The sequence below is a fragment of the Streptomyces sp. enrichment culture genome (assembly GCF_964272855.1).
Lineage (GTDB): Bacteria > Actinomycetota > Actinomycetes > Streptomycetales > Streptomycetaceae > Streptomyces.
This window is the reverse complement of the sequence record NZ_OZ186847.1, coordinates 6,049,605-6,074,256: the sequence shown is the minus strand read 5'-3', so window position 1 is coordinate 6,074,256 and position 24,652 is coordinate 6,049,605. Positions and strand designations below refer to the sequence as shown.

The following is a 24,652-nucleotide window of genomic DNA, read 5'->3' as shown; positions in this document are numbered from 1 at the left end:
CGGCCGGAAACAGGCGGGAACCCATAGCCCCTCACGGAACGTTCCCCCTCCGTCACGGACCGGCCGGAACGCTCGGGAGCCCTCACCATGACCACCGCCACCATCCGCCCGGGCGAACGGCGGATCAGTCCCGTCTTCCTCGGGATCCTCGCCGTGACGGCGGTCACCGGCTGGGCCACCTGGACCGGGTTCGCGGAGCAGCCCGGGGTGGCCGTGTTCCTGTTCGTGACGGCGGCGTGGATCGTCTCGCTGTGTCTGCACGAGTACGCGCACGCGCGGACCGCGCTGCACAGCGGCGACATCACGGTCGGCGCGAAGGGCTATCTCACGCTCAATCCGCTGCGGTACACGCACGCGCTGCTGAGCATCGTGCTGCCGGTGGTGTTCGTGATCATGGGCGGGATCGGTCTGCCGGGCGGTGCCGTGTTCATCGAGCGCGGGCGGATCCGGGGCCGCTGGCGGCACAGCCTGATCTCGGCGGCGGGCCCGCTGACGAACGTGCTGTTCGCGGTGGTGTGCACGGCCCCGTTCTGGCTGGACGCGCTGGACGGCGTGCCGCCTGACTTCCGGTTCGCGCTGGCGTTCCTGGCGCTGCTCCAGGTGACGGCGGCGATCCTGAACTTCCTGCCGGTGCCGGGGCTGGACGGCTACGGCGTGCTGGAGCCCTGGCTGTCGTACGAGGTGCGGCGCCAGGTGGAGCCGCTGGCGCCGTTCGGCCTGCTGATCGTGTTCGCGCTGCTGTGGATCCCGTCGGTCAACGCGGTGTTCTTCGACCTGGTCGACGCGGTCCTGCGCGGGCTGGACGTCAGCGACTTCGACACGTACTGCGGCTACGACCTGTACCGCTTCTGGCGCGGTGGGAGCGAGGTCTGCTCGGTCAGTCCGTGACGCGGTGGCGCTTGAGGTAGTACCAGCACATGTTGGACGACAGTCCGGCCATCAGCACCCACACGATGCCCAGCCAGCTGCCCTGCGCGAAGGAGACCACGGCGGCGACCACGGAGAGGACGCATACGACGAGGGCGTAGAGGGCGAGACGCCGGGCCGGGCCGGGTGGGGGCGAGAGGGGCATGTCGGTCGGCTCCTGTCGGGGGACACTGCTGGACTTGCTGCCCACCAGTGTCCCCCATGGGCTCATACGTCCGTGACGCGGAGCCCCGCGTGCGCCTTGTAGCGGCGGTTCACGGAGATCAGGTTGGCGACCAGCGACTCCACCTGGTGGGCGTTGCGCAGCCGCCCGGCGAAGACGCCGCGCATGCCGGGGATGCGGCCGGCCAGCGCCTGCACGATCTCCACGTCGTCGCGCGCCTCGCCGAGGACCATCACATCGGTGTCGATCTGCTCGATCTCCGGGTCCTGGAGGAGGACGGCGGACAGGTGGTGGAAGGCGGCGGTGACCCGCGCGTCCGGCAGCAGGGCGGCGGCCTGCTCGGCGGCGCTGCCCTCCTCCGGCTTCAGCGCGTAGGCACCCTTCTTGTCGAAGCCGAGCGGATTGACGCAGTCCACGACCAGCTTCCCGGCCAGCTCCGCGCGCAGCGATTCGAGGGTCTTGGCATGCCCCTCCCACGGCACGGCGACGATCACGATGTCGCTGCGCCGCGCGCACTCGGCGTTGTCGGCGCCCTCGATGCCGTGTCCCAGGTCCCCGGCGGCGGTCTGCGCCCGGTCGGCGGCCCGGGAACCGATGATCACTTTCTGGCCTGCCTTGGCGAGCCGGTAGGCGAGGCCCTTGCCCTGCGGACCGGTCCCGCCGAGCACGCCGACGACGAGCCCGGAGACGTCGGGCAGGTCCCAGGGGTCCTTGGCGGGGGCCTTCGCGGGGGTCTGTGCACTGTCGGTAGAGGTCATGGGCCGACTCTACGTCCGCCACCGCCGCCGCACCGGTCGAGGTGAGCCGCGTCACGAGGGACGGGTGGGAACTGCCGGTGTTCTCGCGGGTGTTGGGGTCGGTGTGACCGAGGGTTGTACCCAGGTCGGGCGAATTCGGGGTGAACCCGGGGCCACGGCCGGACGGTTGCGGCAGGATGCGGGCGCATGGATGCCGTACGGGTGGCGCTGTTGCGGGAAGTGCTCGCGGGGACGGAGTGGTTGTCGTCCACCCGGCGGTTCGCGGGTGTGCTGCGCGGGTCCGTGGTGTCGCACGGGGGCGGGCTGCTGCTGGTGGGGACGCCGGAGTACGAGCCGTGGCATCTCGCGGCACATCTGGTGGACGAGGCCGCGTGGTCGGGGACGCCGGAGCTGGCGCCGACGCTCGTACGGCACGACGCGCGCCCGACGGACCCGGCGCATCTGGCGGTGGGCCCCGGCCGGATCGAGGCTGCGCGGCGCGGCGAGACGCTGCTGGTCGTGTCGCCGGCCGAGGCGGGGGCGCCGCTCCTGGAGCGGGTGCACGACGCCCGGCGGGCCGGGGCGACGGTCCTCGCCCTCACGCCCGGCGCGGACGACCTGACCACGATGGCCCACGAGGCGCTGACCGTGCCCGACGGCGGCGAGCTGGACCTGGACACCGTGCAGCACCTGGTCGGCGCGGCGGCCGGGGAGAACTCGGTGCCCCCGCCGCGCGGCCGCCGCCGGTGGCGCGACCGGCTCTCCCGGCTGGCGGACCAGCTGACGGCGCCGCCGCCGGCCCGCTGGTAGGGCCGCTCCGCGGCCGCCGGGAAAAACGGTTGCCCGCGTCGTTCCGGCGACCGAGCATGGCGCCTCGTGACCGACGACACCGACGACGCGCCCTCCGGCCTGCGCGCCCTGCTGCCCGACCTCGCGCCCTGGCGGGCCTCCGCGGACTTCCGGCGGCTGTGGCTGTCGGGTCTGGTCACCAACTTCGGCAGCTTCCTGACCTTCGTCGCGCTGCCCGTGCAGATCAAGGAGCTGACCGGGTCCGCGGCGGCGGTCGGGGCGATCGGCGCGGTGGAGCTGGTGCCGCTGGTGGTGTTCGGGCTGTACGGCGGGGCGCTCGCCGACGCCTGGGACAAGCGGAAGCTGATCGTGTGGACGGAGGCCGGGCAGGGTGTGCTGTGCGCGGCGCTGCTGGTGAACGCGCTGCTGCCGAGCCCCGCCGTCTGGCCGCTGTACGTGATCGCCGCGTTCGCGTCGGCGCTGACGTCGGTCCAGCGCCCCGCGCTCGACTCGCTGATCCCCCGCATCGTCGCCCACGAGCAGCTGCCGGCCGCCGCCGCGCTGAACTCGCTGCGCTGGCAGGTCGGCGGGATCGCCGGCCCGGCGCTGGCGGGCGTGGTGGTGGCGTACGCCGGCATGGGCTGGGCGTACACCGTGGACCTGCTGACCTTCGTGGTGTCCCTCGCCCTGGTCGTCCGGCTGCGGCGGTCCCCCGCGTCGCACGAGGCGCAGAAGCCGTCGCTGCGGGCGGTCGCCGAGGGCGCCCGCTACGCGTGGAGCCGCAAGGAGCTGCTGGGCACGTACGCCATCGACCTGGCCGCGATGTTCCTGGCGATGCCGCTCGCGGTGCTGCCGTTCCTCGCGGACGAACTGCGCGCCGAGTGGTCGCTCGGACTGATGTACGCGGCGCTGCCCGCCGGGTCCCTGCTGGTGAGCCTCACCAGCGGCTGGACGTCGCGGGTGCACCGGCACGGGCGGATGGTGGTGCTGGCGGCCGTGCTGTGGGGGCTGGCCGTCGCCGCGGCGGGGGTGGCGGGGAACGTGTGGCTGGTGCTGCTGTTCCTGACCCTGGCCGGCGGCTTCGACATGGTCAGCGGCATCTTCCGGGGCGCCATGTGGAACCAGACGATCCCCGACGAGCTGCGCGGCCGGCTCGCCGGGATCGAGCTGCTGTCGTACTCGGTCGGCCCCCAGCTCGGCCAGGTCCGCTCGGGCGGCATGGCCGCGTGGGCGGGGGTGCGCGCCTCAGTGTGGTCGGGCGGTCTGGTCTGCGCGGCCGGGGTGGGGCTGCTGGCGCTGTGCCTGCCCAAGCTGATGACGTACGACGTGCGGACCAACGAGCACGCGGCGCGGCTGCGCGATCAGCGCGCAGCCGCGGCCGGGACGGAGGCGGCCGGGGTGCCGGCGGCCTGATCAGTCCTCGTCGGCCTGGCCCGGGGTCGGCGCGTCGTGCCAGCGCGGGTCGTTCTCCCACTGGAGGTTGCGTTCCCGCGCGTTCTCCATGGCGTGCCGGGCCTCCTCGCGGCTGGCGTACGGCCCGAAGCGGTCCTTGCCCGGGCAGTCCGGGCCCTCCTCGACCTTCTTGTGCTCCAGGCAGTAGTACCACTCGCCCGGCTTGCCCGCCGTGCGCTTCTTGAACAGGGCCATGACCGGCTCCTTTCGCCAGGGACATGTTCCCCATGCCCGCTGGTTAGACTCGCTGGCATGTCTGGCCAGTCGCTGCTCGTACCAGGGGAGCTGTCTCCCACCCGTTCCGTACCCGGAAACATCCGCCGCCCCGAGTACGTCGGCAAGCCCGCGCCGACTCCGTACACCGGGCCGGAGGTGCAGACTCCGGAGACCATCGAGGCGATGCGGGTCGCCGGCCGGCTCGCCGCGCAGGCGATGGCGGAGGCCGCGAAGATCATCGCGCCCGGCGTCACCACGGACGAACTGGACAAGGTGGCGCACGAATACCTGTGCGACCACGGCGCCTATCCCTCCACGCTCGGCTACCGGGGCTTCCCGAAGTCGCTGTGCACCTCCGTCAACGAGGTGATCTGCCACGGCATCCCCGACTCGACGGTCCTGCGGGACGGCGACATCGTCAACCTCGACGTCACCGCGTACCTCGGCGGGGTGCACGGCGACAACAACGCCACGTATCTGGTGGGTGACGTGGACGAGGAGAGCCGGCTGCTGGTGGAGCGCACCCGGGAGTCGCTGAACCGGGCGATCAAGGCGGTCAAGCCGGGCCGGCAGATCAATGTGATCGGCCGGGTCATCGAGTCGTACGCCAAGCGGTTCGGCTACGGCGTGGTCCGGGACTTCACCGGCCACGGCATCAACTCGTCGTTCCACTCGGGGCTGATCATCCCGCACTACGACAGCCCGCACGCGACGACCGTGATGCAGCCCGGGATGACGTTCACGATCGAGCCGATGCTGACGCTCGGCACGCACGAGTACGACATGTGGGACGACGGCTGGACGGTGGTCACGAAGGACCGCAAGCGGACGGCGCAGTTCGAGCACACGCTGGTGGTGACGGAGACCGGGGCGGAGATCCTGACTCTGCCGTGACCCCGCCCGCCCGGCACCTGGAGCCCGCTCTCTTCGGAGGGCGGGCTCTTTCGCGTGCGGGCTCTTTCAGGTGCGGGCCGGGGTGAGGCGGGTGAGGATGGTGGATACGGAGTTACCGACAGGGAGTCGGCATAGCGTTGACTTAGGTAAGCCTAACCACAGAGAATCCGGATCATGGACTCGTTCTCGACTCTCCTCCGCACCGCGTCCCACGAACAGCACGTGGAGGCGGAGACCTCGACTTTCATGAGCGACCTGCTCGGCGGCCGTCTCGGCGTGGACGCGTACGCGCGCTACACCGAGCAGCTGTGGTTCGTGTACGAGGCCCTGGAGGCCGGGGCCGAGCGGCTGGCGTCCGACCCGGTGGCGGGCCCGTTCGTCCGGCCGGAGCTGTTCCGGCTGGCCGCGCTGGAGCGTGACCTGGAGCATCTGCGCGGCCCCGGCTGGCGCGGCACGCTGAACGCGCTGCCCGCGACCCGGGGGTACGCGGACCGGGTGCGGGAGTGCGCCGAGCGGTGGCCCGGCGGATACGTCGCCCACCACTACACCCGCTACCTGGGCGACCTCTCCGGCGGCCAGATCATCCGCGACAAGGCGGAGAGGACGTGGGGCTTCGAGCGGAAGGGCGACGGCGTCCGCTTCTACGTCTTCGAGGGGATCCCCAACCCGGCCGCCTTCAAGCGGGGTTACCGGGAACTGCTGGACGCGGTGAACGCGGACGAGCTGGAGCGGCAGCGGATCGTGGCCGAGTGCAAGCGAGCGTTCGCGCTGAACACGGCCGTCTTCCGGGCTCTGGGCGAGGAGTTCCCGCTGAGCGCCTAACGCTTGGCGCTCGGCGCTCGGCGCTCGGCGCTCGGCGCTCGGCGCTCGGCGCTCGGCGTCAGCGTTCCAGGAAGACGCGGCCGCCGATCTCCACCCAGCCCCCCGGCTGTGGTGCCGTCAGGATCTGGGAGCCCGTGCCCTGTGTGATGTTCAGGGCCCTGCCCAGGCGGTCGGTGAGGAGCAGGGCCGCCGCGCCCGTCGCCTCGTCCTCGTCGATGCCGTCGTCGCGGCCGGGGAAGGCGCGGGCGCGGATCCGGCCGGCGGGTTCGTCCTCCCAGGCCCAGGCGTAGATCCACTCCCCCGGCGGCGGCACCGGCAGGTCGTCGACCTCGGCGGCCGTCGCGTACTGGCGCAGCGTGCGCGGCGGCGCCCACTCCGGCCGCGCCTCGATCCAGCTGAACTCCCCGTCCTGGCGGGCCCCCACGACGCCGGCCGGGGTGACGAGTTCCGGCACGTCCAGCAGCCAGGCCGCGCCGACGCAGGGGTGACCGGCGAAGGGCAGCCGCAGGGTGGGGGTGTAGATGTCGACGACGCCGCGCTCCGGGTCGTCGACGAAGACCGTCTCGCTGAAGCCCAGCTTCGCCGCGAACGCCTGCCGGTCGCTCTCCTCGGGCAGCACCGTTCCGTCGCGGACGACCCCGAGTTCGTTGCCGTATCCGCCGTTCGCCGCGCAGAACACGCGCAGCACGTCGTAGTCAGTCACCGGGGAATTGAAACATCGTGCGGGCGGCGAGGTCGTCCCAGGCCGCGACACCGCCGGGCAGCGGCCAGGTGCGGGTGGTCTCCCGGTCGTAGGGCAGCTCGGCCACGGCGTCGGCGTAGCCGCGCTCCATGGCGGCGCGCCGGCGGTCGGTGCCGGGCCCCGGAGGGCGGGCGGCGAGGGCACGCAGATGCCGGCGGTGCCCCTCGGTGATGCCGTCGACCGTGCGCCGCCACTCCTCCTCGTCGGGTGCGCGCGTCAGCTCCACGCACTCCGGGACGCCCTCTTCGGCCAGGGCGGCCACGGCCCGGTCGTGGCCGTCGAGGAGGAGCCAGCCGTCGAGGAAGGTCACCCACCACAGCAGGACGGGCGCGAGGGTGCCCTCGCGGGCGTGCTTGCGGTAGGCGCGGACCCGGGGCGCGTCCGGCGGGGAGAGCCGCCGCAGCGGGAGGACGCCGTGCCAGCCGCCGCCGCACAGCAGCTCCAGCCGGGCGCCAGGCCAGTCGCGTACGAAGTCCTGGGTCCACACGGTGGGCTCGAAGAAGCCGCGCCTGGCGAGCCTCCAACGCCCGTCGTGCAGCGGGCTCTCGGGGGCGTCCTCCAGCCAGTCCGCGTACCGGTGGGCCCAGGAGCGCCGCGCGCGCTGCAGGTCGGCGCGCAGGGGCGGCAGCGGGGAGCGGTAGCCGTCGAGGCGGTGCAGGACGAGGTCGCGGCAGCAGCCCTCGCCGAGCGTCCTGCCGAGCCACAGCGGCCGTTCACCCTGGTGCAGCGCCCGCCGCCCGTCGTGCGCCCACTCCAGGCGCAGCGGGGGCGGGCCGGGCCTGCCCTGGACGGTCAGTACCAGGCGGTCCGGCCCCAGTGACTCCCTGTGTGCTCCGCGCATGGCACAAGTCTCAGGGAGCCAGGGGATGTTCCGACAGCGGATTACGCCTCGCCGCGGCGGCGGAGACAGACCGGCGGGACCAGCAGAGCACGGCCCTGGTCGTGGCGCTGCTGACGGCGGCCGCGGTCAGCGTCTCCGGAGTGATCGGCTTCGTCGGGCTCGTCGTCCCGCACCTGCTGCGCACGGCGGCCGGCCCCGGGCACCGCTTCCTCGTCCCCGGCAGCGCGCTGGGTGGCGCGGTGGTGCTGCTCGCCGCCGACCTCGCGGCCCGCACCGTCGCCGCCCCCGCCGAACTGCCGCTCGGCGTCCTGACCGCCCTGGTGGGCAGCCCGTTCTTCTTCTGGCTGCTGCGCCGCACCCGCCGCACGCAAGGAGGCTGGGCCTGATGCCGCTGTTCCGCACCCGGCGCCCCGTTCCCCCGCCCGCCCCGGCCGCCGGGGACGTCCTCGCCGAGACGCGGAACCTGCACGTCCGGCTCGGCGCGCGGCATGTGCTCCGTGGCGTCGACGTCACCGTCCGCGCGGACGAGGTGCTGGCCCTGGTCGGCCCCAACGCAGCGGGCCAGTCGACCCTGTTGGGCGCGCTCGCCGCCGATCTCCCGGCCGCCGAGGGGGCCGTACGGATCCACGGGCGTCCGGCAGGCGACTGGCCCGCGCCCGAACTGGCGCGCGTCGCTCGGTGTTGCCGCAGTCGGCGGCGGCGAACGGGCCCGGGTCGCGCTCGCCCGGGTGCTCGCCCAGCGGGCCCCGCTGCTGCTGCTCGACGAGCCGACCGCCGCGCTCGACCTCAAACACCAGGAGCCGGTGCCGCAGTTGTGCCGGGAGCGGGCGGCGGCCGGCCCGCCGGCCGAGGTCTTCTCCGACCACCTGCTGTCGGAGGTCTACGACCAGCCGGTGGAGGTGCTGCCGCATCCGCGCACCGGAGCGGTGCTGGTGACACCGCGCAGGGACGGCTGACAGGTCACGGTGTGGCCGCTGTACCCGGTCCCGACGACCGGCGTCCGCCCCGCCCCGGTAGGGTTCGCCTCCGGGAAGGGGAAGGTGAAGGAGCCCGATGAGCAGGGATCGCAGCCCGCGCCGGCTTCGCAGGCGTGACCGGAACGCTCTCATAGCGGCCTCGTTGACCGCTATGTCACTGACCGCGAGCGGGTGCGTGGTGGTGCACGGCGAGCGCGAGGTGCTGCCCGCGACCACCCGCGCCGAGGCCGCCGAGGCGCTGGAGGAGTTCACGGCCGCGTACAACAAGGCCGACAAGGAGTACGACAGCACCCAGGACGCCGAGTTCGTCACCGGGCCGCTCGCCGACATCGACGGCGCCCGGCTGAAGGCGGGCCGGGCGAACAACCCGGCCGGCAACCCGAACCACAGCGCGCTGGAGTTCTCGGACGCCGAGTACACCATCCCCAAGAAGGCCGGCTGGCCGCGCTGGTTCCTCGCCGACGCGAAGGCGAACAAGGGCGGCACCGCCCGCTGGCTGCTGGTGTTCACCCGCGACGGGCTCGACGAGCCGTGGCAGGTGTCGTATCTGACGCTGGTCTCCCCGGACGCCGTACCGGAGTTCGAGAAGGACAAGGACGGCTGGGCCGAGGCGGTGCCCGCGAACGCGCCCGGACTGACCATCTCCCCGGGCGGCCTGAGCAAGGCGTACACCACCTACCTCAAGGAGAACGGCTCGGAGTTCGCGCCCGGCCTGCACACCAGCCAGTGGCGGACCCAGCGTCAGAAGGACGCGCGGAAGCCGGGCCTCGTCACCCAGTACATCGACTCGCCGCTGACCGACGGCGCCTACGCCCCGGTCGCGCTGCGCACCAAGGACGGCGGGGCGCTGGTGTTCTTCACCACCCGCCACTACGTGAAGCAGACCGCCCACGCGGGTTCCACGGTGCCGACGCCGACCAAGGACGTGCTGGCCCTGACGACCGGCGAGATCAAGCAGTCGCTGACGAAGGAGATCGTCTCCAACGAGGTGGCCCTCGTCCCGGAGAAGAGCGCCGGGTCGCAGGTCTCCGTGCTGGGACGGATCCAGGGGATGACCTCGGCGAAGGGCGAGTAACCCCGGACGTCTAGTGCCGCAGCGGCCAGGCCGTGTGCGCGTGGTCCTCGCCGGCGTGGCGGGCGCAGGCGTCCGTGAGGTGTTCCAGCAGGGTGAGCGGGTCGGGCAGCGCGTGCTCCGGGCCGCGCACCCAGTGCACGGTCTGGTCGTCACCGGGGAGCCGGGCGGGCGGTACGAGGACGTAGGAGCCGCGGCAGTGCCAGCGCAGGCCCGGATGCTCGTCCATGGTCTCGGGGTGGCAGTCCAGCTCGCACGGCCACCACTCGTCCTCGTCCTCGGGGGTGCCGCGGGTGAGGGTGAAGAACAGCATGCGGCCGTCGTCGCTCTCGGCGACCGGGCCGACCTCGACGCCGGCGGCGAGCAGCCCGGCGAGCGCCTCGCGGCCCGCTCCCAGGGGCACGTCGAGGACGTCGTGCATCATGCCGGTCGCGGTGATGAAGTTGGCCTGCGGCTGGTGGCGGGCCCAGCGCTCGATCTGGGCGCGGTCGGTGGTCGACTGCGTCTGCCAGGCGAAGGACACCGGGTGCCGGGCGGGGGTGGGACAGCCGACCCGGTCGCAGGAGCAGCGGTAGTCGGGCGCCGGGTGCGCGGCGGGCGCCAGCGGCAGCCCCGCGGCGGCGGCGGCGAGCAGCAGGGCCTCACGGCCGCCGTCCTCGGCGGTGTCCTTGGGGCCGCCTCCCCGCAGCCACTGGGAGAGTTTGCCCCGCAGGCCGCTCCGGCCGCCGAACTCCGCGCTCATCTATCCCCTCGCCTCGCCTGTCGTGCGGACAGCATGCCTTATGGTCGCACCATCCTGCGCGCCGGGGGGCCCAAGTACCCAACCGGGGTACAGGGGACGAGACGTACCCCACACCGGCGCGCGGCGGCTCAGCGCGGGGCGAGTCCGTACAGGGCGTAGTCGACGAGGGTGTCCGTGTACTCGTAGGAGATCGGTCCGGTGCGCTGGAGCCAGCGCTGGGCGAGCGGGGAGACGAACAGCTCCAGGGCGATGCGCGGGTCGATCTCCGGGCGGACGTCCCCGGCGTCCTGGGCGGCGCGCAGCCGGTCGACGTACAGCTGGAGGGACGGTTCGAGGAGCTGGGCCACGAAGACGCGGCCCATCTCCTCGTTGACGACTCCTTCGGCGGCGAGGGCGCGGGAGGGGACCTCGAAGCGCGGGTCGACCAGTTCGTCGACGGTGGCCCGCAGCACCAGCTTGAGGTCGGCCGCGAGGTCGCCGGTGTCCGGCAGGGCGTGGTCGCCGCGCCGGCCGCCGGCCTGCTCGTTGGCCTGCTCGGCGAGGTCGAGGAAGGCCTCCAGCAGCACGTCGGCCTTGGACGACCACCAGCGGTAGATCGTCTGCTTGCCGACTCCGGCGCGGGCGGCGATGCCCTCGATGGTGGTCTTGGGGTAGCCGACCTCGCCGACGAGGGCGAGGGCGGCGTCGTAGATGGCGCGGCGGGACTTCTCGCTGCGTCGGGAGGCGTCGGGGGCGGTTTTGCGGGCGATGGAGGACATGGCTCGAATCTATCAGGTTGACAAGACGGTCCGTCTCGCCTCACCCTGGGGATCACAGAAAGCGAGACGAGACGTCTCGTTACGACGGGTTCGCAGAAGGAGACACACCATGACCCGAGGCGGAGCAGGAAGCATGCTGGGCGTCGGCGGTACGCGGCGGAACCTCGGCCGCAAGGCCCTGCGGGGCGGCGGCAAGGGCGGCCGGGTCGGCGGCGGCCAGGACGCGCAGGCCCAGAAGCGCGAGCTGCTGTTCAGGTTGCAGCAGCGGCGCGACGACGAGAAACGGGACTGAGGCGACTCAGCCGAGGCCGTCGGTGTCCCGCGCCGGCGGCCAGGCGTCGCCCCAGTCGGCGTCGCGGGCGGCGCGGTAGTCGTCGCCGTGCCGCTTGGTGACCGTGGTGCGGCGCAGCCGCTCGTCGGCCTCGCACAGGTCCAGCAGCACCTGGCCCTTGCGGATCTGCGGACGCCGGACGACCCGGGCGGGGGCCGGGGCGACGGGGAAGCGGACGGCGGCGACGTAGCTGAACTTCTCGTCCTCGTAGGCGAGGGAGCCGCCCTTGACCTGGCGGTGCAGGGAGGAGCGGCTGACCCGGGCCGAGAAGTGGCACCAGTCGGTGCCGGGGGCGATGGGGCAGGCGGCGCTGTGCGGGCAGGGGGCGGCGATGTGGAAGCCGGCGGCGACGAGGCGGTCGCGGGCGGCGAGCATCCGGGCGTAGCCGTCGGGGGTGCCGGCCTCGACGATCACGACGGCTCGGGCGGCCTCGGCGGCGGCGTCGACGAGGGCGGCGCGGTCGGGTTCCGAGAGCTCGTTGAGGACGTAGGAGACGGTGACGAGATCGGTGCTCTCCAGAGTGAGCGCCGCTCCGATCCGGGAGCGCTGCCAGCGCACGTCCCGCAGCAGCGGGTTCGCGGCGGCGATCTCCCGGCCCAGCGCGAGCGCGGGCTCGGCCCAGTCCAGCACGGTGACGGGCCGGACGCCCGGCCAGGTCGCGGCGACCGCCCAGGTCGCGGCCCCGGTCCCGCCACCGACGTCGACGTGGCCGCCGGGCACCCAACCGGGCGCCGCGTCGGCGAACGCCGCCAGCGCCGAACGGACCGCCTCGAACGTGGCCGGCATGCGGTACGCCGCGTACGCGGCCACGTCGGCCCGGTCCCGCAGAATGGGCGCGTCGGTCGGCGTCGCCCCCCGATAGTTGGCGATCAGCCGCTCGACGGCCTGCGCCGCCTGCTTGGGCGGCAGCCCGTCGAGCAGCCCGGCGAGGGCGGCGCGCAGGGTCTCGGCCGGGGCGGACACGGGGGTGGGGGCGGGGGCGTTCACCTTGCGATTCTCTCAGGTCGCCGGCGCCCCGCCGGTGTCATGTCCCCCGCACCGCCCGCGCCACCCGCGTCCCCGCCGCCGCGCGCGGTGCGCTGTCCGGGGTGCGGCGCCTCGGGTGGACGGTGTTCGCCAGCAGCACCAGGAAGGTGTCCGTCGCCGGGTCCAGGACCAGGGACGTGCCCGTGAACCCGGTGTGCCCGGCCGCGCCGCGTCCCGCCAGGGCGCCCATGAACCACGGCTGGTCCAGCGCGAACCCCAGTCCGGGCGGGGTCAGCAGCAGCTCCACGAAGTCCGGGCCCAGGATGCGCGCGGGCCCGTACGCGCCGCCCGCGAGCAGTGCCCGGCAGAACACCGCCAGGTCCCGCCCGGTGGAGAAGAGCCCGGCGTGCCCGGCGACCCCGCCCAGCGCCCAGGCGTTCTCGTCGTGCACGACGCCCCGCAGCATGCCCCGGTCCGCCTTGGCCCACGGCCGCCGCTGGTCCTCGGTGGCGGCCGCGCCGGGGCAGGGTCCGAAGTGGGTGTTCGTCATGCCCAGCGGGCGGGTGATGCCGTCCCGGACCAGGGTGTCCAGCGGGCGTCCGGTGACCCGCTCGAGGACGTGCTGGAGCAGCAGCATGTTCAGGTCCGAGTAGCGGTGCACGCCCGGCTCCCCGGTCGGCGGCTCGGCCCGCAGCAGGGCGAGCCGTTCGGCGTCGTCGGCGCAGTCGTACAGCGGGAGTTCGGGCCGCAGTCCGGAGGTGTGGGTCAGCAACTGGCGTACGGTGACGCCGTGCCGGGCCGCCGCGCGGAACTCGGGGAGGTACGCGCCGACCTTGGCGTCGATGCCGAGTGTGCCCCGCTCGATCTGCTGCACCGCCGCGACCGAGGTGAACAGCTTGGTCAGCGAGGCCAGGTCGAACGGGGTGTCGAGGGTCATCGGCACCCGGGCCGTCTCCGGCAGCTCCACCCCGGCGTCGCGCTGCGGGTCGTACGCCGCGTAACGCACCGCCCAGCCCGCCGCCTCGGCCACCGCCACCACCGGGCCGCGTCCGGCGACCACGACCGCGCCGGCCGCCCAGGGGCGTTCCCCGGCGGTGAGGGCGTGGACCTCGTCGACGAGCCGGCCGCATTCGGCGGGGTCGAGTCCGGCGCGTTCCGGTGTGCCGTCGCGCAGTCTCGGTGCGCTCAGCTTGCTCCCCCCTTGCTCTGCGCTTCGCCCGAGCGGGTCACGGGCCCGCCCTCCGCGATCGCGTCGGCCTTCCAGGGGCGGCACATTGCCACGAAGCAGGCCGCCGCCACCAGCGCGGCCGCCAGCTGGACGACCGCCATCGGGACGGCGGTGTCCTCCCCGGCGATGCCGACCAGCGGGGAGGCGATCGCGCCGATGAGGAACGAGGACGTGCCGAGCAGCGCGGACGCGGAACCGGCCGCGTGCCGGGTGCGCAGCAGGGCGAGGGACTGGGCGTTGGGCAGGGTGATGCCCATCGCGGTCATCAGTACGAACAGGGCGGCGGCCACCGGCGCCAGGCCGGTCTCGCCGAAGACGCCGAGCGACATCAGCAGCAGCGCGGTCGCGGCGAGGACGACGATGATGAGGCCGACGGCGAGGACCCGGTCGAGCCGGACCCGGCCGATGAGCACCTTGCCGTTGATCTGCCCGGCGGCGACCAGTCCGACCGAGTTCAGGCCGAACAGCAGGCTGAAGGTCTGCGGGGAGGCGCCGTGGATCTCCTGGATGACGAACGGCGAGGCGGCGATGTAGGCGAACAGGGCGGCGAAGGCGAAGCCGCCGGTGAGCAGGTAGCCCGTGAAGGGCGGGTCGGCCAGCAGGCCGCGCATCGAGCGGAGCGCCTCGCCGACGCCGCCGGTGTGCCGTTCGGCGGCCGGCAGGGTCTCGGGCAGCTTCGCCCACACCACCGCGGCGAGCAGCGCGCCGACGACGGTGAGCACCACGAACACGCCCCGCCAGTCCGTCACCTGGAGGATCTGCCCGCCGATGAGCGGGGCGACGATCGGGGCGACCCCGGAGATCAGCATGAGGGTGGAGAAGAAGCGGGCCATCTCCACGCCGTCGTAGAGGTCGCGCACGACGGCGCGGGCGATGACGATCCCGGCCGCGCCCGCGAGGCCCTGCGCCAGCCGGAAGGCGACCAGGGACTCGACGGTGGGGGCCAGCGCGCACAGGGCGGTGGCGACGACGTAGACGGCGAGTCCGGCGAGCAGCGGGCGGCGGCGGCCCCAGCGGTCGCTCATCGGGCCGACGACGAGCTGTCCGAGCGCCATGCCGGCCAGACAGGCGGTGAGGGTGAGCTGCACGGTCGCGGCGGGGGCGTGCAGGGAGCGGGTGACCTCCGGCAGCGCGGGGAGGTACATGTCCATCGCCAGCGGCGGCGTGGCGGTCAGTCCGCCGAGCACCAGGGTCACCAGCAGTCCGGTCCGGCGTCGCGCACGCGGGGACGGCCGCGCCTGGGGTGCGTCGGCCGCCTGTGACAGTTCCGGTATGGATGCCCCGCGTTCGGGCATGTGGCCTCCCTTTCCTCGCGGTCCGGTCCCTATGCTCTCAGCTCGAACAGAGTGCCTGTTGTCACTGAGACGAGCATGGGGCGGGAATGACGGCGGACAGCGTGCGGTGGGGGATTCTGGCGACCGGCGGGATCGCCGCCGCGTTCACGGCGGATCTGGTGGATCTGCCGGACGCGGAGGTGGTCGCGGTGGCCTCGCGGACCGAGGCGTCGGCGAAGGCGTTCGCGGAACGGTTCGGGATCGACCGGGCGTACGGGGACTGGGAGGCGCTGGCGCGGGACGAGGACGTGGACGTGGTGTACGTGGCCACGCCGCACTCGGCGCACCGGGCGGCGGCCGGGCTGTGTCTGGCGGCGGGGCGGAACGTGCTGCTGGAGAAGCCGTTCACGCTGAACGCGCGTGAGGCCGGGGAGCTGGTGGCGCTGGCGCGGGAGCACGGGCGCTTCCTGATGGAGGCCATGTGGATGTACTGCTCGCCGCTGATGCGGCGGCTGACGGCGCTGGTCGCGGACGGGGCGATCGGCGAGGTGCGCAGTGTGCAGGCGGACTTCGGGCTGGCCGGTCCGTTCCCGCCGGCGCACCGGCTGCGGGATCCGCTGCAGGGCGGGGGCGTGCTGCTCGATCTCGGGGTGTATCCGGTGTCGTTCGCTCAGCTGCTGCTGGGTGAGCCGTCGGGGATCGCGGCGAGTGCGGTGCTCTCGGAGGAGGGCGTCGATCTCCAGACGGGGGCGGTGCTCTCGTACGCGAGCGGTGCTCTCGCCTCGGTGCACTGCTCCATCGTGGGCGGTACGCCGACGGCGGCGTCCGTCACCGGGTCGCTGGGCCGCATCGACATCCCGCACGGCTTCTTCCACCCGGAGCGGTTCGTGCTGCACCGCGCGGGGCGCGAGCCGGAGGAGTTCGTCCACGACCCGGCCGACGCCCCGCACAACAGCCTCAAGCACGAGGCCCGCGAGGTGATGCGGGCGCTGCGCGCCGGGGAGACCGAGTCCCCGCTGGTCCCCCTCGACGGCACGCTCGCCGTGATGCGGACGCTCGACGCGATCCGTGACCGCGTCGGCGTCCGCTATCCGGGTGAGGCCCCCGAGGCGGACCCCACCGCGCGGCTCACGCCGGCTTGAGCCCCGGCTGACCCGCCTCCGTCACGAAGGACGCCGCCGTCGTGACCGGCGCCCCGGGCGTCGTCACGTACGGCACGGTCCGGAAGTCGGCCCGCGCCTGCTCCCGGCCGAGCGTGACCGCCACGTAGCCGCGCCGGCCGTTGTAGAACTTCAGGTGCGGGTTGGCGGTCATGTAGGTGTCCCAGTTGGCGGGCTTGTCGGAGCCGTCCCGGCCGCTGGCGATGGAGGTGGCGACGATCTCGGTGCCCAGGGTGCGGGAGGCCGGGTCGTCGAAGTCGTCCTTGATGTCGAAGGCGTACCCGACGTGCACGTCACCGGTGAGCACCATCAGGTTCTCGATGCCGGCCGCCTTCGCGCCGTCCAGCACCCGGCGGCGCGAGGCCCGGTAGCCGTCCCAGGCGTCCATGGACACCCGTGAGGGCTCGGTCAGGTCGAACTTCCGCTGGGAGAAGGTGACCTGCTGCGGGACGACGTTCCACAGCGCCCGGGACCGCTGCCAGCCGTCGAGCAGCCAGCGCTCCTGGGTCTCGCCGGTCATGGTGCGGGTCGGGTCGTCGACCTCGGGGCCGGGGACGTCGGCGCCGTCGCCGTAGGCCTGGTTGCTGCGGTACTGGCGGGTGTCGAGGACGTCGAACTGGGCGAGGCGGCCCCAGTGCAGGCGCCGGTAGAGCTGCATGTCCGGGCCCTCGGGCAGCTGCGGGCGGCGCAGCGGCTGGTTCTCCCAGTAGGCGCGGTAGGCGGAGGCGCGGCGCAGCAGGAACTCCTCCGGCGGCACGTTGTTCTCGGGGGTGTCGTCGGCGTAGTTGTTCTCGGTCTCGTGGTCGTCCCAGGTGACGACGAAGGGGTGCGCGGCGTGCGCGGCGCGCAGGTCGGGGTCGGTCTTGTAGAGGGCGTACCGCAGGCGGTAGTCCTCCAGGGTGACGGTCTCCCGGTTGAAGAGGGCCGGCAGGACGCGGTCGGTGTAGTTGCGGTGGCCGCCGACGGAGTTGACGGCGTACTCGTACAGGTAGTCGCCGAGGTGGAAGACGACATCGACGTCGTCCTGGGCGAGATGGCCGTACGCGGTGAAGTAGCCGTCGTGGTAGGCCTGGCAGGAGACGGCGGCCAGGCGGAGCGCGCCGGCCTGTTCGCGGGGGTCCGGCGCGGTGCGGGTGCGGCCGGTCTCGCTGATCCAGCGGCCGACGCGGAAGCGGTAGTAGTAGGCGCGGCCGGGGTCGAGGTGGGAGACCTCGACGTGCACGGTGTGGTGGAACTCGGGGTGGGCGGGGGCGGTGCCGCGTCTGACGATGCGGCGGAACCGCTCGTCGTGGGACAGCTCCCAGTGCACGGTGACCCGTTCGGCCGGGAGGCCGCTGTCGGGCTGGTAGGGGGCCGGGGCGAGGCGGGTCCACAGCAGGACCGAGCCGGGCAGCGGGTCGCCGGAGGCGACACCGAGGGTGAAGGGGTCCTCGGTGATCCGGGCCGCGTCGAGTTCGGTAGCGCTCGCCGCGCCGGCGGCCGGCAGGTTGACGGCGAAGGCGAGGGCGGCGGCCGCGCCGGTGACGGTGAGGAAGCGGCGTCGGCCCAGGTGGCGGGCGGCGGCGCGGAGTTCGGGGGCGTGCTGTGGCTGGCGGTCTGCGTGAGTCATCCGGTCCTCCCCTGACAGATGGGTGCCTCACGCATTGGAGTGGCCGGGGGCGACTCCCGATAGGCGTGTACAGGACAACCAGATGTCGGATGGATGAGTTCCGGATGGCGGACCGTCCCGTACGCTGCGGGCCCATGAATGCGAAGCGAACGGAGAGTCGGCCGGGGATCGCCGTGGTGACCGGCGCGGGTTCCGGCATCGGGCGCGCGGTCGCCGTGGAGCTGCTTTGCGCGGGCTGGTCGGTGGCGCTGGCGGGCCGCCGGGCACAGACGCTGGAGGAGACGGCGGCGCTGGCGCCCGAGGGCGTCTCGCTCGCCGTGCCCACGGACGTGTCACGGCCGCAGGACGTGGACGCGCTGTTCTCGGCCGTCGTCGACCGGTTCGGGCGGGTGGACCTGCTGTTCAACAACGCCGGGACGTTCGGGCCGGGCGGGGTGCCGGTCGAGGAGCTGCCGTACGACGCCTGGCGGCATGTCGTGGACACCAACCTCAACGGGGCGTTCCTGTGCGCGCAGGCGGCGTACCGGCGGATGAAGGAGCAGGACCCGCAGGGCGGCCGGATCATCAACAACGGCTCGATCTCGGCGCACACGCCCCGCCCGCACTCGGTCGCCTACACGGCCACCAAGCACGCGCTGACCGGCCTGACCAAGTCGCTGTCGCTGGACGGGCGGCCGTACGGCATCGCGGTCGGCCAGATCGACATCGGCAACGCGGCCACCGACATGACGGCCCGGATGCAGACGGGCGCGCTCCAGGCCAACGGCGAGATCGCGCCGGAGCCCGTCATGGACGTGGCCGATGTGGCACGCACGGTGCGGCACATGGCGGAGCTGCCGCTGGAGGCGAATGTCCAGTTCGCGACGGTGCTGGCGACGGCGATGCCGTACGTGGGGCGCGGCTGAGCGGACGGGTCACGCGCGAGGACGCCCGAAGGCCGGACCCGAAGGTCAACCTACACATACGGAATTCAACCATCCGCCCCCATGGCCTCTGGCGGACGGCCTATGCTCGACTCCCCTCCACAAGAACTTCACACTTGGAGGGCCGAGCTTCCGCCGACCATCACCAGGGGGGAGGCGCGGCGGCCGTTCCACGGCACCGGGTTGGGGGTGGGCCTCGTGAGGGACCGCGAGGAACGCACCGGTCCGTGGAACGGCCGCCGCGTCACACGGTCGCCGGCCGGCCGCCCAGGATGCGGTCCACCTCCGCCAGCTGCCCGGCGGTCAGCGGCCCCTTCGCCAGCGCGCCCGCGTTCTCCTCGGCCTGCGCGACCGAACGGAAGCCGGGGATCGGCACCGCGCGCGGACTGCGCGCCCACAGCCAGCCGAGGGCGCCCTGCGTCAGCGTCCGGCCGTCGGCGGTGAGCACCTCGCGCACCGCCTCCACCCGGGCCAGCCACGCGGGATCGGCGCCGGAGCCGTCACCGAAGCCGCGCAGCCAGGCCGGCGGCCTGCTGCGGATGTCCCCCGCCTCCGGGCGCGGGCGGCCGACGTGCCATCCGGTGAGCAGGCCCATCGCCAGCGGGCTGCGCACGACGCTCGCCAGGTCCAGCGCCTCGCTCAGCGCGAACAGCTCCGGCGCGTCCTGGAGCACGTTCGCGGCGTGCTGGACGGCCGTGCAGTGCGGGCCCTCGGCGAACAGGGCGGCGCGGGCCGGGTCGTCGGTGCTCCAGGCGTACGCCCGGACCAGCCCCTGGCGGACGAAGTCCTCGCACAGCTCCCGCAGCCGCACGGCCCGCTCCGGGTCCGCGTCGGGCAGGTGGAACTGGTACAGGTCGACGTAGTCGGTGCCGAGGCGGCGCAGGGAGGCGGTCAGCGCGCGCCGGGCGTACGCCACGGAGTCGTCGCCGCCGGTGAAGGTGCGGGTGGGCTCGTCGAACAGGAAGCCCCACTTGGTGGCGACGACCACCTCGGCGCGGCGCTTGCCCAGCGCCCGGCCGAGGACGCGTTCGCTGTGCCCGGCGCCGTAGGAGTCGGCGGTGTCGAAGAAGGTGACGCCGACGTCGAGGGCCCGGCGGATCGCCCGTACGGACTCCTCGTCGTCGACCCTGCCCCAGCCCAGGGGCTGCCCGTCGGGCGTGCTGTACTCGCCGCCGACGGCCCAGCAGCCGAAGCCGAGGGCGCTGACCCCGATACCGCTGCGTCCCAGTACGCGTGTGGTGCTCTCCATGCCCGCGCACGCTAGGAGTTGAAGTGCGCGCGAGGGCAAGGGAAAGAGTCAGGCCTGCCCGGTCTCGAAGCGCGAGATCCGGCCGTCGTCCTCGACGGTGAAACGCCAGCGGGTGCGCATCTCGCCCCAGGTGTCGTTGCGGTAGCGGGCGATGAGGGCGCGGCCGCCGGCGGACTCGTTGTCGACCTCCATGTGGCCGTGCGAGGAGAAGATCTCCTCGTCGATCCATGCGGCGAGGTCCCGGTCGGAGCCGTCGTCGGCCATCGTCGCGCCGGGCGCGAGCAGCGCCATGAAGCCCTCGCGGTCGTGCGCGTTGACCGCGGTGACGAAGGCGCGGACGGCCGGGTCGCGCAGCTTGGCTGTCTGAATCGTCATGCCGTCAGCGTCACACCGGCCCCGGCACCCCGCCACCCGAACGGATGCGGCGGAAGGGACCGCCGGGAGCGAGGGTGCGACGGTGAGAGCGGGGAAACCGGGGCGGGGTCGCATCACACGCTTGTTCCGTTCCGTCTGTGCTCCGGGAGTCAACGTGACGTTCTTCGACCGACGTGATCTGGGTCTGCTGCTGCTCCGGCTGGGTGCCGGCGGGGTGCTCGCCGCGCACGGGACGCAGAAGCTGTTCGGCTGGTTCGGCGGCGGCGGTATCGAGGGGACCGGCCAGTTCATGGAGTCCGTCGGCTACCGGCCGGGCAAGGCCAGCGCCACCGCGGCGGGCCTCGCGGAGACCGGCGGCGGCACCCTGCTGGCCCTGGGCCTGGCCACCCCGGCGGCGGGCGCGGCGGCCGCCGGGGCGATGGCGGGCGCGGCGGCCGTGCACGCCCCGAACGGCTTCTTCAACATGAGCGGCGGCTACGAGTACGCCGCCACCCTCGGCCTCGCCGCCACCGGCCTCGCCGTCACCGGCCCCGGCCGGCTGTCCCTCGACCACGCCACCGGCCATGTCCTGGACCGCGGCTGGATGGTCCCGCTCGCGCTCTGCGCGGCGGCGGCCGGGACGGCGGCGGTGGTGGGCACCCGGGTCAGGCACCTCCAGCGGCAGGCGGAGAACCAGGGCGCGGAGCAGGACGCCCTGTTCGACGAGGCGACGCCCAGCTAGGGCCGGTCGTTCCGATCACTCTCGTGTATCACCGCACACCCGCAGGTTCTGTTCGACGCGGAGCTGATCCAGCTCGCGCAGTTGCTCCTCCAGGGCCTGCGGTTCGACGAGGTGGCGCAGTACCGCCTGGTGGAAGGCGTCCCGCAGGGTGCGGGGCATCGCGTCGGAGGCGTCCCAGCAGCGGGTGCGGCCCTCCTCGCGGAGGATGCCGCCGATCCGCCGCTCGGTCGCGTCCTGTCCGGGGTCCGGGGCCGACTTCTTGTTGGCGGAGTGGTCGGGCAGCGGGGTCTTCGGGTCGGCCAGGTAGCGGATGAGCTCGCGGGCCTCCTCCTTGGGCGTCAGCAGAGCCGCGAGGTCGCCGGAGACCTCCCAGGCCCCGGCGTCCGGCCCGGCCTCGGGGATCACCTCGGCGGAGGGGACGTACTCCCCGCCCTGCCGCTGCCAGTGCCCGGCGCGGAAGGAACCCTGGTGCTCCAGCCGGCCGGTGCCCGCGCAGGGCGCGCCGAACCCGGTCGTCAGCATCCTCGCGACGCGGTCGGTGTCGCCCGCGCCGACCATCCCGCCCCAGGTCGTCCAGGCCTTGCGGACGCGGGGATCGGTCCACGCCAGCTCGCCGTTCACCCACTTCGCGTACTCGCGCGGCCCGGCCTGCTGGAGCAGGACGTCCTCCACCCAGTCGGTGCCGGGCCAGCCGGAGGTGGCGCCGTCCTCCATGCCCAGGCACCACCGCTCCGGCGCGCCCGCCGACTCCACGGTGGGCTTCTCGCCCGTGTACCAGACCATGCTCTTCAAGCTGGTCTTGACGGGCAGCCAGTAGGTGTGGGTGCCGCGGCCCTCGACGGGCACCTCGGGTGCCCACATCTCGTCGTAGTCACCGGCCTCGAACAGGCCGTCCAGCGGCTGGAGCCGGCCGGCGTCGGCGTAGGCCAGCAGTTCGCCCGGCCCGGGCAGCACCGCCACGTCCGGCGGGTTCCCGGCGGCCATGTCGGCGGCCAGCACCTGGCTCAGCGCGGAGCTGCCCTGGTAGACGACGTCGATGCCGTAGTCGTCCTCGAACTTCTGAATGACCTGTTCGTCGAAGTCCTCCGCCTCCTGGCCGGTCCAGCTGGCGAGCAGGGTCACCGTCTCCTTGGGGCCCCGCGCCCAGCGAACCCCCGCGTACACGCCGGCCCCGAGCAGGGCCAGGCACACGGCGAGGGCGACGAGCGTACGAGGTCGCGGGCGTCTCATCGCGGCCCCCGGAACCGGTACTCGGCGATACGCGGCCACAGCCCCCACACCGTCAGTGCCATCACCACGGCCCCTCCCAGCAGCACCCAATCCGACAACGAGGCCCAGAACCCGGCGTCCGCCAGGGCCTCCTGCACCCGGTCGGCGTCCAGCGGGATCCCGTCCGGGTCGGCCTCCGGGACGCGGATCCCGTCGACGGAGCCGGTCATCGCGGACTGTGCCCTGCGGGTGAGCCAGGCCAGCACCGGCACGCCGAGCGCGCACACCACGGTGGCGGCGAGCAGCCGCACCTGCACGGGACGCCGGAAGCGGCGCCGCAGGAACCGCTGGGTCTCCAGCAGTGCCGTGAACAGCGCGAGGTACAGCACGACGACCGTGCTCCAGCCGAGCCACAGCTGCCAGGGGAACGCCGCCTGCCGCTCGGCCTCGTCGAGTTGCTTGTCGCGCAGGGCGTCGAGCCGGCTCAGGACGTCCCCGTCGGTGCCGTCCTCCTCCTGGAAGCCGAGCACCTGTTCCGCGTAGTACAGGTAGGCGCCGTGCAACGCCTCCTGGTCCTCCCGGCCCCAGCGCTCCACCCAGCTGGAGTAGACGGCGATCAGCCCGGTGACGGTCTGCAGGTCGTGGCGGCCCTCCACGCCGATGACGTTCTCCGCGGCGGCCAGGGCGAGGCTCTGCTGGGCGACCGAGATCTGGGTGTGGAACTCGCCGCTCATGTCGCCGCCCGGCCCGCTGCCGCGTACGACCTCGTGTGCCGTGCGCAGCGCGTTCTCCGCGGTGTCGACGGCGAGGATGCCGGGGGCGCTCGACGACGCCAGCGGCACGGTGTCGTCGTGCACGCCCCGGTAGGCGAAGAACAGCACGAGGGTGGTGGCCGCGCCCAGCGCCAGCAGCAGCCGCAGTCTCAGGGTCAGTTCGCGCGCGGTGGTGCTCACGGCCGCTCCTCGAGGCGGTGGCCGCAGGCGGGGCAGAACCGTGCGCCCGCCGGTGCCTTGCTCGCGCAGACCGGGCAGGGCACGGTGACCCCGCCGGTTCCCCCGGCGCCGGTGGCGGCGCCCGTGCCGGTGCCGGACGCGGGGCCGTAGCTGCTCTGGCTGCTCGCGGTGATCAGGTGCTGGAAGTCGACGGCCGTCACCTCGGGGCGCAGGGCGACCCGCCCGGCCGCCGCGTCGTCGACCCGCACCAGCCGGGCCAGTCGGGCCAGCTGCTCGTCGGCGCCCATCGCGTGGGCCAGCTGCACGGCCCGGCCGAGCTGGTGCTCCGCCAGGTCGCGTTCGCCGCGCCGGTGCGCGTCGGTCGCGGCGGCGACCGCCTCGCCGAGCCGCTGGTGCTGCTCGAAGTGCTCGACCTGGGCGTCGGTCTGCCGGGACAGGGCCGGGTTGTCCGTCCAGTGCACCAGGCAGGGCTGCGGCGTCGGCAGCCGCACCTCGCCGCCGGGCACGTCGACGGCCACCACGGCGAGCTGGAGGTCCTCCCGGCGCGGGCGGCCGGCCGGATCGGCGGACAGGCACAGCTGGTAGCGGCGGGTCTCGTCGCCCCAGGCGCGGGTGACGAACCGTCCGGTGCCCTCGGCGGTCAGTTCCGCCTCGGTCGGGAAGACCTGTTTGAGGTAGCGCACCCCGGCGCCGGGCATCGGGGTCACGGAGATCGCCAGCTCGGGCACGGTCTTGGTGAGGAGACGGTCCATCAGCTTGGCGTACTCCCCCGGCAGGGCCTCCTCCTCACGCACGGAGGAGGAACTGCCGTGCAGGCGGCGGGTGATGCGCAGCAGCTCCTGGCCGTCCCAGCCGTCGCCGATGCCCCAGGCGTCGCAGACGAACCGGCCCGCGCAGGCGTCGAGCACACCCGCCAGCGGCATCCGCTCGTCGTGCTGGTTCTTGCCGTCGGTGAGCAGCAGGACGTGTCCGATGGGCGCGTCCTGCTCGGTCAGCAGCCGGCGGCACAGGTCCAGCCAGGCGCCGATGCAGGTGCCGCCGCCCGCGACCAGCTGGTGCACGGCCCGCTCGGCCCGCGCCCGGGTCCGGTCGGAGGCCCGGGCCATGCGCTGGGTGTCCGGATAGACCATGGCCGCCTGCTCGTTGCCGCGGACCACCGCGAACGGGGTGCCGTCGGGAAGCTTGCGGATCGCCGCGACCGCCGCCTGCTGCGCGGCGTGCAGCTTCTCCGGCGGCCAGGTCATCGAGCTGGAGCAGTCCACGGCCAGGACCTGCGCGAGCACCGGGCCGCCCACACGGCCGCCGCCCTCGGTGCCGTCCACGCGCACACTGAGGATGGCGTGCATCTGCGGGTCGTCGGCCTCGCCGGACAGGTACTTCCACTGGCTGATCTCCAGCCCGACGGTGACCTGCCCGGCCGTCCCGTCCGCCCCGGGCGCTGCTGTCTCCACGATGTCCGTACACCTCGCCCTCGTCGTCGCTGTGTCGCTGTGTCGCTCAGTCGCCGTGTCGCCGTGTCGCC

The 24,652-nt window shown here is 73.6% G+C and carries 26 protein-coding genes and 3 pseudogenes; 13 read left to right on the top strand and 16 right to left on the bottom strand.

The genetic code is table 11. The annotated features are described in order from the left end of the window. Nucleotides 1-87 precede the first annotated feature (87 nt). On the top strand, nt 88-888 hold the full coding sequence (locus ACSU6L_RS26850; protein ID WP_437060802.1) for a site-2 protease family protein: 801 nt from the start codon (nt 88-90) through the stop codon (nt 886-888). On the opposite strand, the gene ACSU6L_RS26845 is transcribed toward ACSU6L_RS26850, so the two are convergent. Together ACSU6L_RS26845 and npdG are read right to left on the bottom strand one after the other, a co-directional pair. Then, complete coding sequence (locus tag ACSU6L_RS26845; protein ID WP_437060800.1) at nt 878-1,072, bottom strand: hypothetical protein; 195 nt, start codon at nt 1,070-1,072, stop codon at nt 878-880. The two genes, ACSU6L_RS26850 and ACSU6L_RS26845, sit on opposite strands and share 11 nt — an antisense overlap. A 62-nt stretch (nt 1,073-1,134) precedes the next feature. Continuing rightward, entirely contained in the window at nt 1,135-1,848 is a 714-nt protein-coding gene (npdG, locus tag ACSU6L_RS26840) for an NADPH-dependent F420 reductase (RefSeq protein WP_437060798.1), read from the bottom strand. Between the two features lie 186 nt (nt 1,849-2,034). Here npdG and ACSU6L_RS26835 point away from each other — a divergent pair, with 186 nt between their 5' ends. Beyond that, the gene (locus tag ACSU6L_RS26835; protein ID WP_437060796.1) at nt 2,035-2,637 is read left to right on the top strand and encodes a hypothetical protein; all 603 of its coding nucleotides are present in this window, start codon (nt 2,035-2,037) and stop codon (nt 2,635-2,637) included. A gap of 66 nt (nt 2,638-2,703) precedes the next feature. Then, nucleotides 2,704-4,029 (top strand): MFS transporter, encoded by a 1,326-nt coding sequence (locus tag ACSU6L_RS26830; RefSeq protein ID WP_437060795.1) that lies wholly within the window; start codon nt 2,704-2,706, stop codon nt 4,027-4,029. Here the strand turns inward: ACSU6L_RS26830 and ACSU6L_RS26825 are convergent, their stop codons facing one another. After that, complete coding sequence (locus ACSU6L_RS26825) at nt 4,030-4,263, bottom strand: hypothetical protein (protein ID WP_437060793.1); 234 nt, start codon at nt 4,261-4,263, stop codon at nt 4,030-4,032. It abuts the gene before it with no gap. 57 nt (nt 4,264-4,320) lie between these two features. Between ACSU6L_RS26825 and map the strand changes: the two genes are divergently transcribed. Further along, the gene (gene map / locus ACSU6L_RS26820) at nt 4,321-5,178 is read left to right on the top strand and encodes a type I methionyl aminopeptidase (RefSeq protein WP_437060791.1); all 858 of its coding nucleotides are present in this window, start codon (nt 4,321-4,323) and stop codon (nt 5,176-5,178) included. Nucleotides 5,179-5,352: 174 nt separating this feature from the next. Continuing rightward, nucleotides 5,353-6,000 (top strand): heme oxygenase (biliverdin-producing), encoded by a 648-nt coding sequence (locus ACSU6L_RS26815; RefSeq protein ID WP_437060789.1) that lies wholly within the window; start codon nt 5,353-5,355, stop codon nt 5,998-6,000. A gap of 58 nt (nt 6,001-6,058) precedes the next feature. On the opposite strand, the gene ACSU6L_RS26810 is transcribed toward ACSU6L_RS26815, so the two are convergent. Then, nucleotides 6,059-6,703, bottom strand: coding sequence for a PhzF family phenazine biosynthesis protein (locus ACSU6L_RS26810; protein ID WP_437060787.1), 645 nt, complete (start codon nt 6,701-6,703; stop codon nt 6,059-6,061). Further along, nucleotides 6,696-7,583 carry a hypothetical protein gene (locus ACSU6L_RS26805; RefSeq protein WP_437060785.1) on the bottom strand — a complete coding sequence of 296 codons (888 nt, stop codon included), beginning with the start codon at nt 7,581-7,583 and terminating at the stop codon, nt 6,696-6,698. The genes ACSU6L_RS26810 and ACSU6L_RS26805 overlap by 8 nt, the downstream gene beginning before the upstream one ends. A 95-nt stretch (nt 7,584-7,678) precedes the next feature. On the opposite strand from ACSU6L_RS26805, the pseudogene ACSU6L_RS26800 reads away from it, so the two are divergent. From ACSU6L_RS26800 to ACSU6L_RS26785, 4 genes and pseudogenes are all read left to right on the top strand, one after another. Continuing rightward, a pseudogene (locus ACSU6L_RS26800) lies at nt 7,679-7,969 on the top strand (iron chelate uptake ABC transporter family permease subunit); the annotation flags it as partial. Further along, a pseudogene (locus tag ACSU6L_RS26795) lies at nt 7,969-8,539 on the top strand (ATP-binding cassette domain-containing protein). The pseudogenes ACSU6L_RS26800 and ACSU6L_RS26795, both read left to right, overlap by 1 nt. After that, nucleotides 8,540-8,677, top strand: a pseudogene (locus ACSU6L_RS26790) (iron transporter); the annotation flags it as partial. It lies immediately after the preceding pseudogene. Further along, nucleotides 8,637-9,635: a hypothetical protein gene (locus tag ACSU6L_RS26785; RefSeq protein WP_437060783.1), complete on the top strand. Its 999-nt coding sequence runs from the start codon at nt 8,637-8,639 to the stop codon at nt 9,633-9,635. The pseudogene ACSU6L_RS26790 and the gene ACSU6L_RS26785, both read left to right, overlap by 41 nt. Before the next feature lie 10 nt (nt 9,636-9,645). Here the strand turns inward: ACSU6L_RS26785 and ACSU6L_RS26780 are convergent, their stop codons facing one another. Both ACSU6L_RS26780 and ACSU6L_RS26775 read right to left on the bottom strand, forming a co-directional pair. Further along, nucleotides 9,646-10,374 (bottom strand): bifunctional DNA primase/polymerase, encoded by a 729-nt coding sequence (locus tag ACSU6L_RS26780; RefSeq protein WP_437060781.1) that lies wholly within the window; start codon nt 10,372-10,374, stop codon nt 9,646-9,648. A 128-nt stretch (nt 10,375-10,502) separates the two neighbouring features. Continuing rightward, nucleotides 10,503-11,132 (bottom strand): TetR/AcrR family transcriptional regulator, encoded by a 630-nt coding sequence (locus ACSU6L_RS26775; protein WP_437060779.1) that lies wholly within the window; start codon nt 11,130-11,132, stop codon nt 10,503-10,505. A 109-nt stretch (nt 11,133-11,241) separates the two neighbouring features. On the opposite strand from ACSU6L_RS26775, the gene ACSU6L_RS26770 reads away from it, so the two are divergent. Then, nucleotides 11,242-11,424, top strand: a complete 183-nt coding sequence (locus ACSU6L_RS26770) for a DUF6243 family protein (RefSeq protein WP_437060777.1) — start codon at nt 11,242-11,244, stop codon at nt 11,422-11,424. Nucleotides 11,425-11,430: 6 nt separating this feature from the next. On the opposite strand, the gene ACSU6L_RS26765 is transcribed toward ACSU6L_RS26770, so the two are convergent. The 3 genes from ACSU6L_RS26765 to ACSU6L_RS26755 are packed head-to-tail and all read right to left on the bottom strand — an operon-like array spanning nt 11,431 to nt 14,952. After that, nucleotides 11,431-12,450 carry a small ribosomal subunit Rsm22 family protein gene (locus ACSU6L_RS26765; RefSeq protein WP_437060775.1) on the bottom strand — a complete coding sequence of 340 codons (1,020 nt, stop codon included), beginning with the start codon at nt 12,448-12,450 and terminating at the stop codon, nt 11,431-11,433. Between the two features lie 37 nt (nt 12,451-12,487). Next, entirely contained in the window at nt 12,488-13,603 is a 1,116-nt protein-coding gene (locus ACSU6L_RS26760) for a serine hydrolase domain-containing protein (RefSeq protein WP_437065074.1), read from the bottom strand. An 11-nt stretch (nt 13,604-13,614) separates the two neighbouring features. Next, on the bottom strand, nt 13,615-14,952 hold the full coding sequence (locus ACSU6L_RS26755; protein ID WP_437060773.1) for a multidrug effflux MFS transporter: 1,338 nt from the start codon (nt 14,950-14,952) through the stop codon (nt 13,615-13,617). Nucleotides 14,953-15,038: 86 nt separating this feature from the next. On the opposite strand from ACSU6L_RS26755, the gene ACSU6L_RS26750 reads away from it, so the two are divergent. Continuing rightward, the gene (locus ACSU6L_RS26750) at nt 15,039-16,073 is read left to right on the top strand and encodes a Gfo/Idh/MocA family protein (RefSeq protein ID WP_437060771.1); all 1,035 of its coding nucleotides are present in this window, start codon (nt 15,039-15,041) and stop codon (nt 16,071-16,073) included. Here the strand turns inward: ACSU6L_RS26750 and ACSU6L_RS26745 are convergent. Next, nucleotides 16,060-17,700 carry an alkaline phosphatase D family protein gene (locus ACSU6L_RS26745; protein WP_437060769.1) on the bottom strand — a complete coding sequence of 547 codons (1,641 nt, stop codon included), beginning with the start codon at nt 17,698-17,700 and terminating at the stop codon, nt 16,060-16,062. The two genes, ACSU6L_RS26750 and ACSU6L_RS26745, sit on opposite strands and share 14 nt — an antisense overlap. Nucleotides 17,701-17,834: 134 nt before the next feature. Here ACSU6L_RS26745 and ACSU6L_RS26740 point away from each other — a divergent pair, with 134 nt between their 5' ends. Continuing rightward, the gene (locus ACSU6L_RS26740; RefSeq protein WP_437060767.1) at nt 17,835-18,605 is read left to right on the top strand and encodes an SDR family oxidoreductase; all 771 of its coding nucleotides are present in this window, start codon (nt 17,835-17,837) and stop codon (nt 18,603-18,605) included. 262 nt (nt 18,606-18,867) lie between these two features. Here ACSU6L_RS26740 and ACSU6L_RS26735 read toward each other — a convergent pair whose 3' ends face one another. Both ACSU6L_RS26735 and ACSU6L_RS26730 read right to left on the bottom strand, forming a co-directional pair. Beyond that, on the bottom strand, nt 18,868-19,872 hold the full coding sequence (locus ACSU6L_RS26735) for an aldo/keto reductase (protein WP_437060765.1): 1,005 nt from the start codon (nt 19,870-19,872) through the stop codon (nt 18,868-18,870). A gap of 48 nt (nt 19,873-19,920) precedes the next feature. Next, a complete protein-coding gene (locus tag ACSU6L_RS26730; RefSeq protein ID WP_073943035.1) occupies nt 19,921-20,247 on the bottom strand; it encodes a nuclear transport factor 2 family protein in 327 nt (108 codons plus the stop codon). Nucleotides 20,248-20,401: 154 nt separating this feature from the next. Here ACSU6L_RS26730 and ACSU6L_RS26725 point away from each other — a divergent pair, with 154 nt between their 5' ends. After that, on the top strand, nt 20,402-20,968 hold the full coding sequence (locus ACSU6L_RS26725) for a DoxX family protein (protein ID WP_437060762.1): 567 nt from the start codon (nt 20,402-20,404) through the stop codon (nt 20,966-20,968). A gap of 15 nt (nt 20,969-20,983) precedes the next feature. Here the strand turns inward: ACSU6L_RS26725 and ACSU6L_RS26720 are convergent, their stop codons facing one another. Genes ACSU6L_RS26720 through ACSU6L_RS26710 form a run of 3 tightly spaced genes read right to left on the bottom strand, consistent with a single transcriptional unit; the run spans nt 20,984 to nt 24,581 of the window. Further along, the gene (locus tag ACSU6L_RS26720; protein ID WP_437060760.1) at nt 20,984-22,198 is read right to left on the bottom strand and encodes an ABC transporter substrate-binding protein; all 1,215 of its coding nucleotides are present in this window, start codon (nt 22,196-22,198) and stop codon (nt 20,984-20,986) included. Next, complete coding sequence (locus tag ACSU6L_RS26715) at nt 22,195-23,130, bottom strand: hypothetical protein (protein ID WP_437060758.1); 936 nt, start codon at nt 23,128-23,130, stop codon at nt 22,195-22,197. Before ACSU6L_RS26715 ends, ACSU6L_RS26720 begins: the two co-directional genes overlap by 4 nt. Beyond that, a complete protein-coding gene (locus ACSU6L_RS26710; protein WP_437060756.1) occupies nt 23,127-24,581 on the bottom strand; it encodes a VWA domain-containing protein in 1,455 nt (484 codons plus the stop codon). The genes ACSU6L_RS26715 and ACSU6L_RS26710 overlap by 4 nt, the downstream gene beginning before the upstream one ends. Between the last annotated feature and the right edge of the window lie 71 nt (nt 24,582-24,652).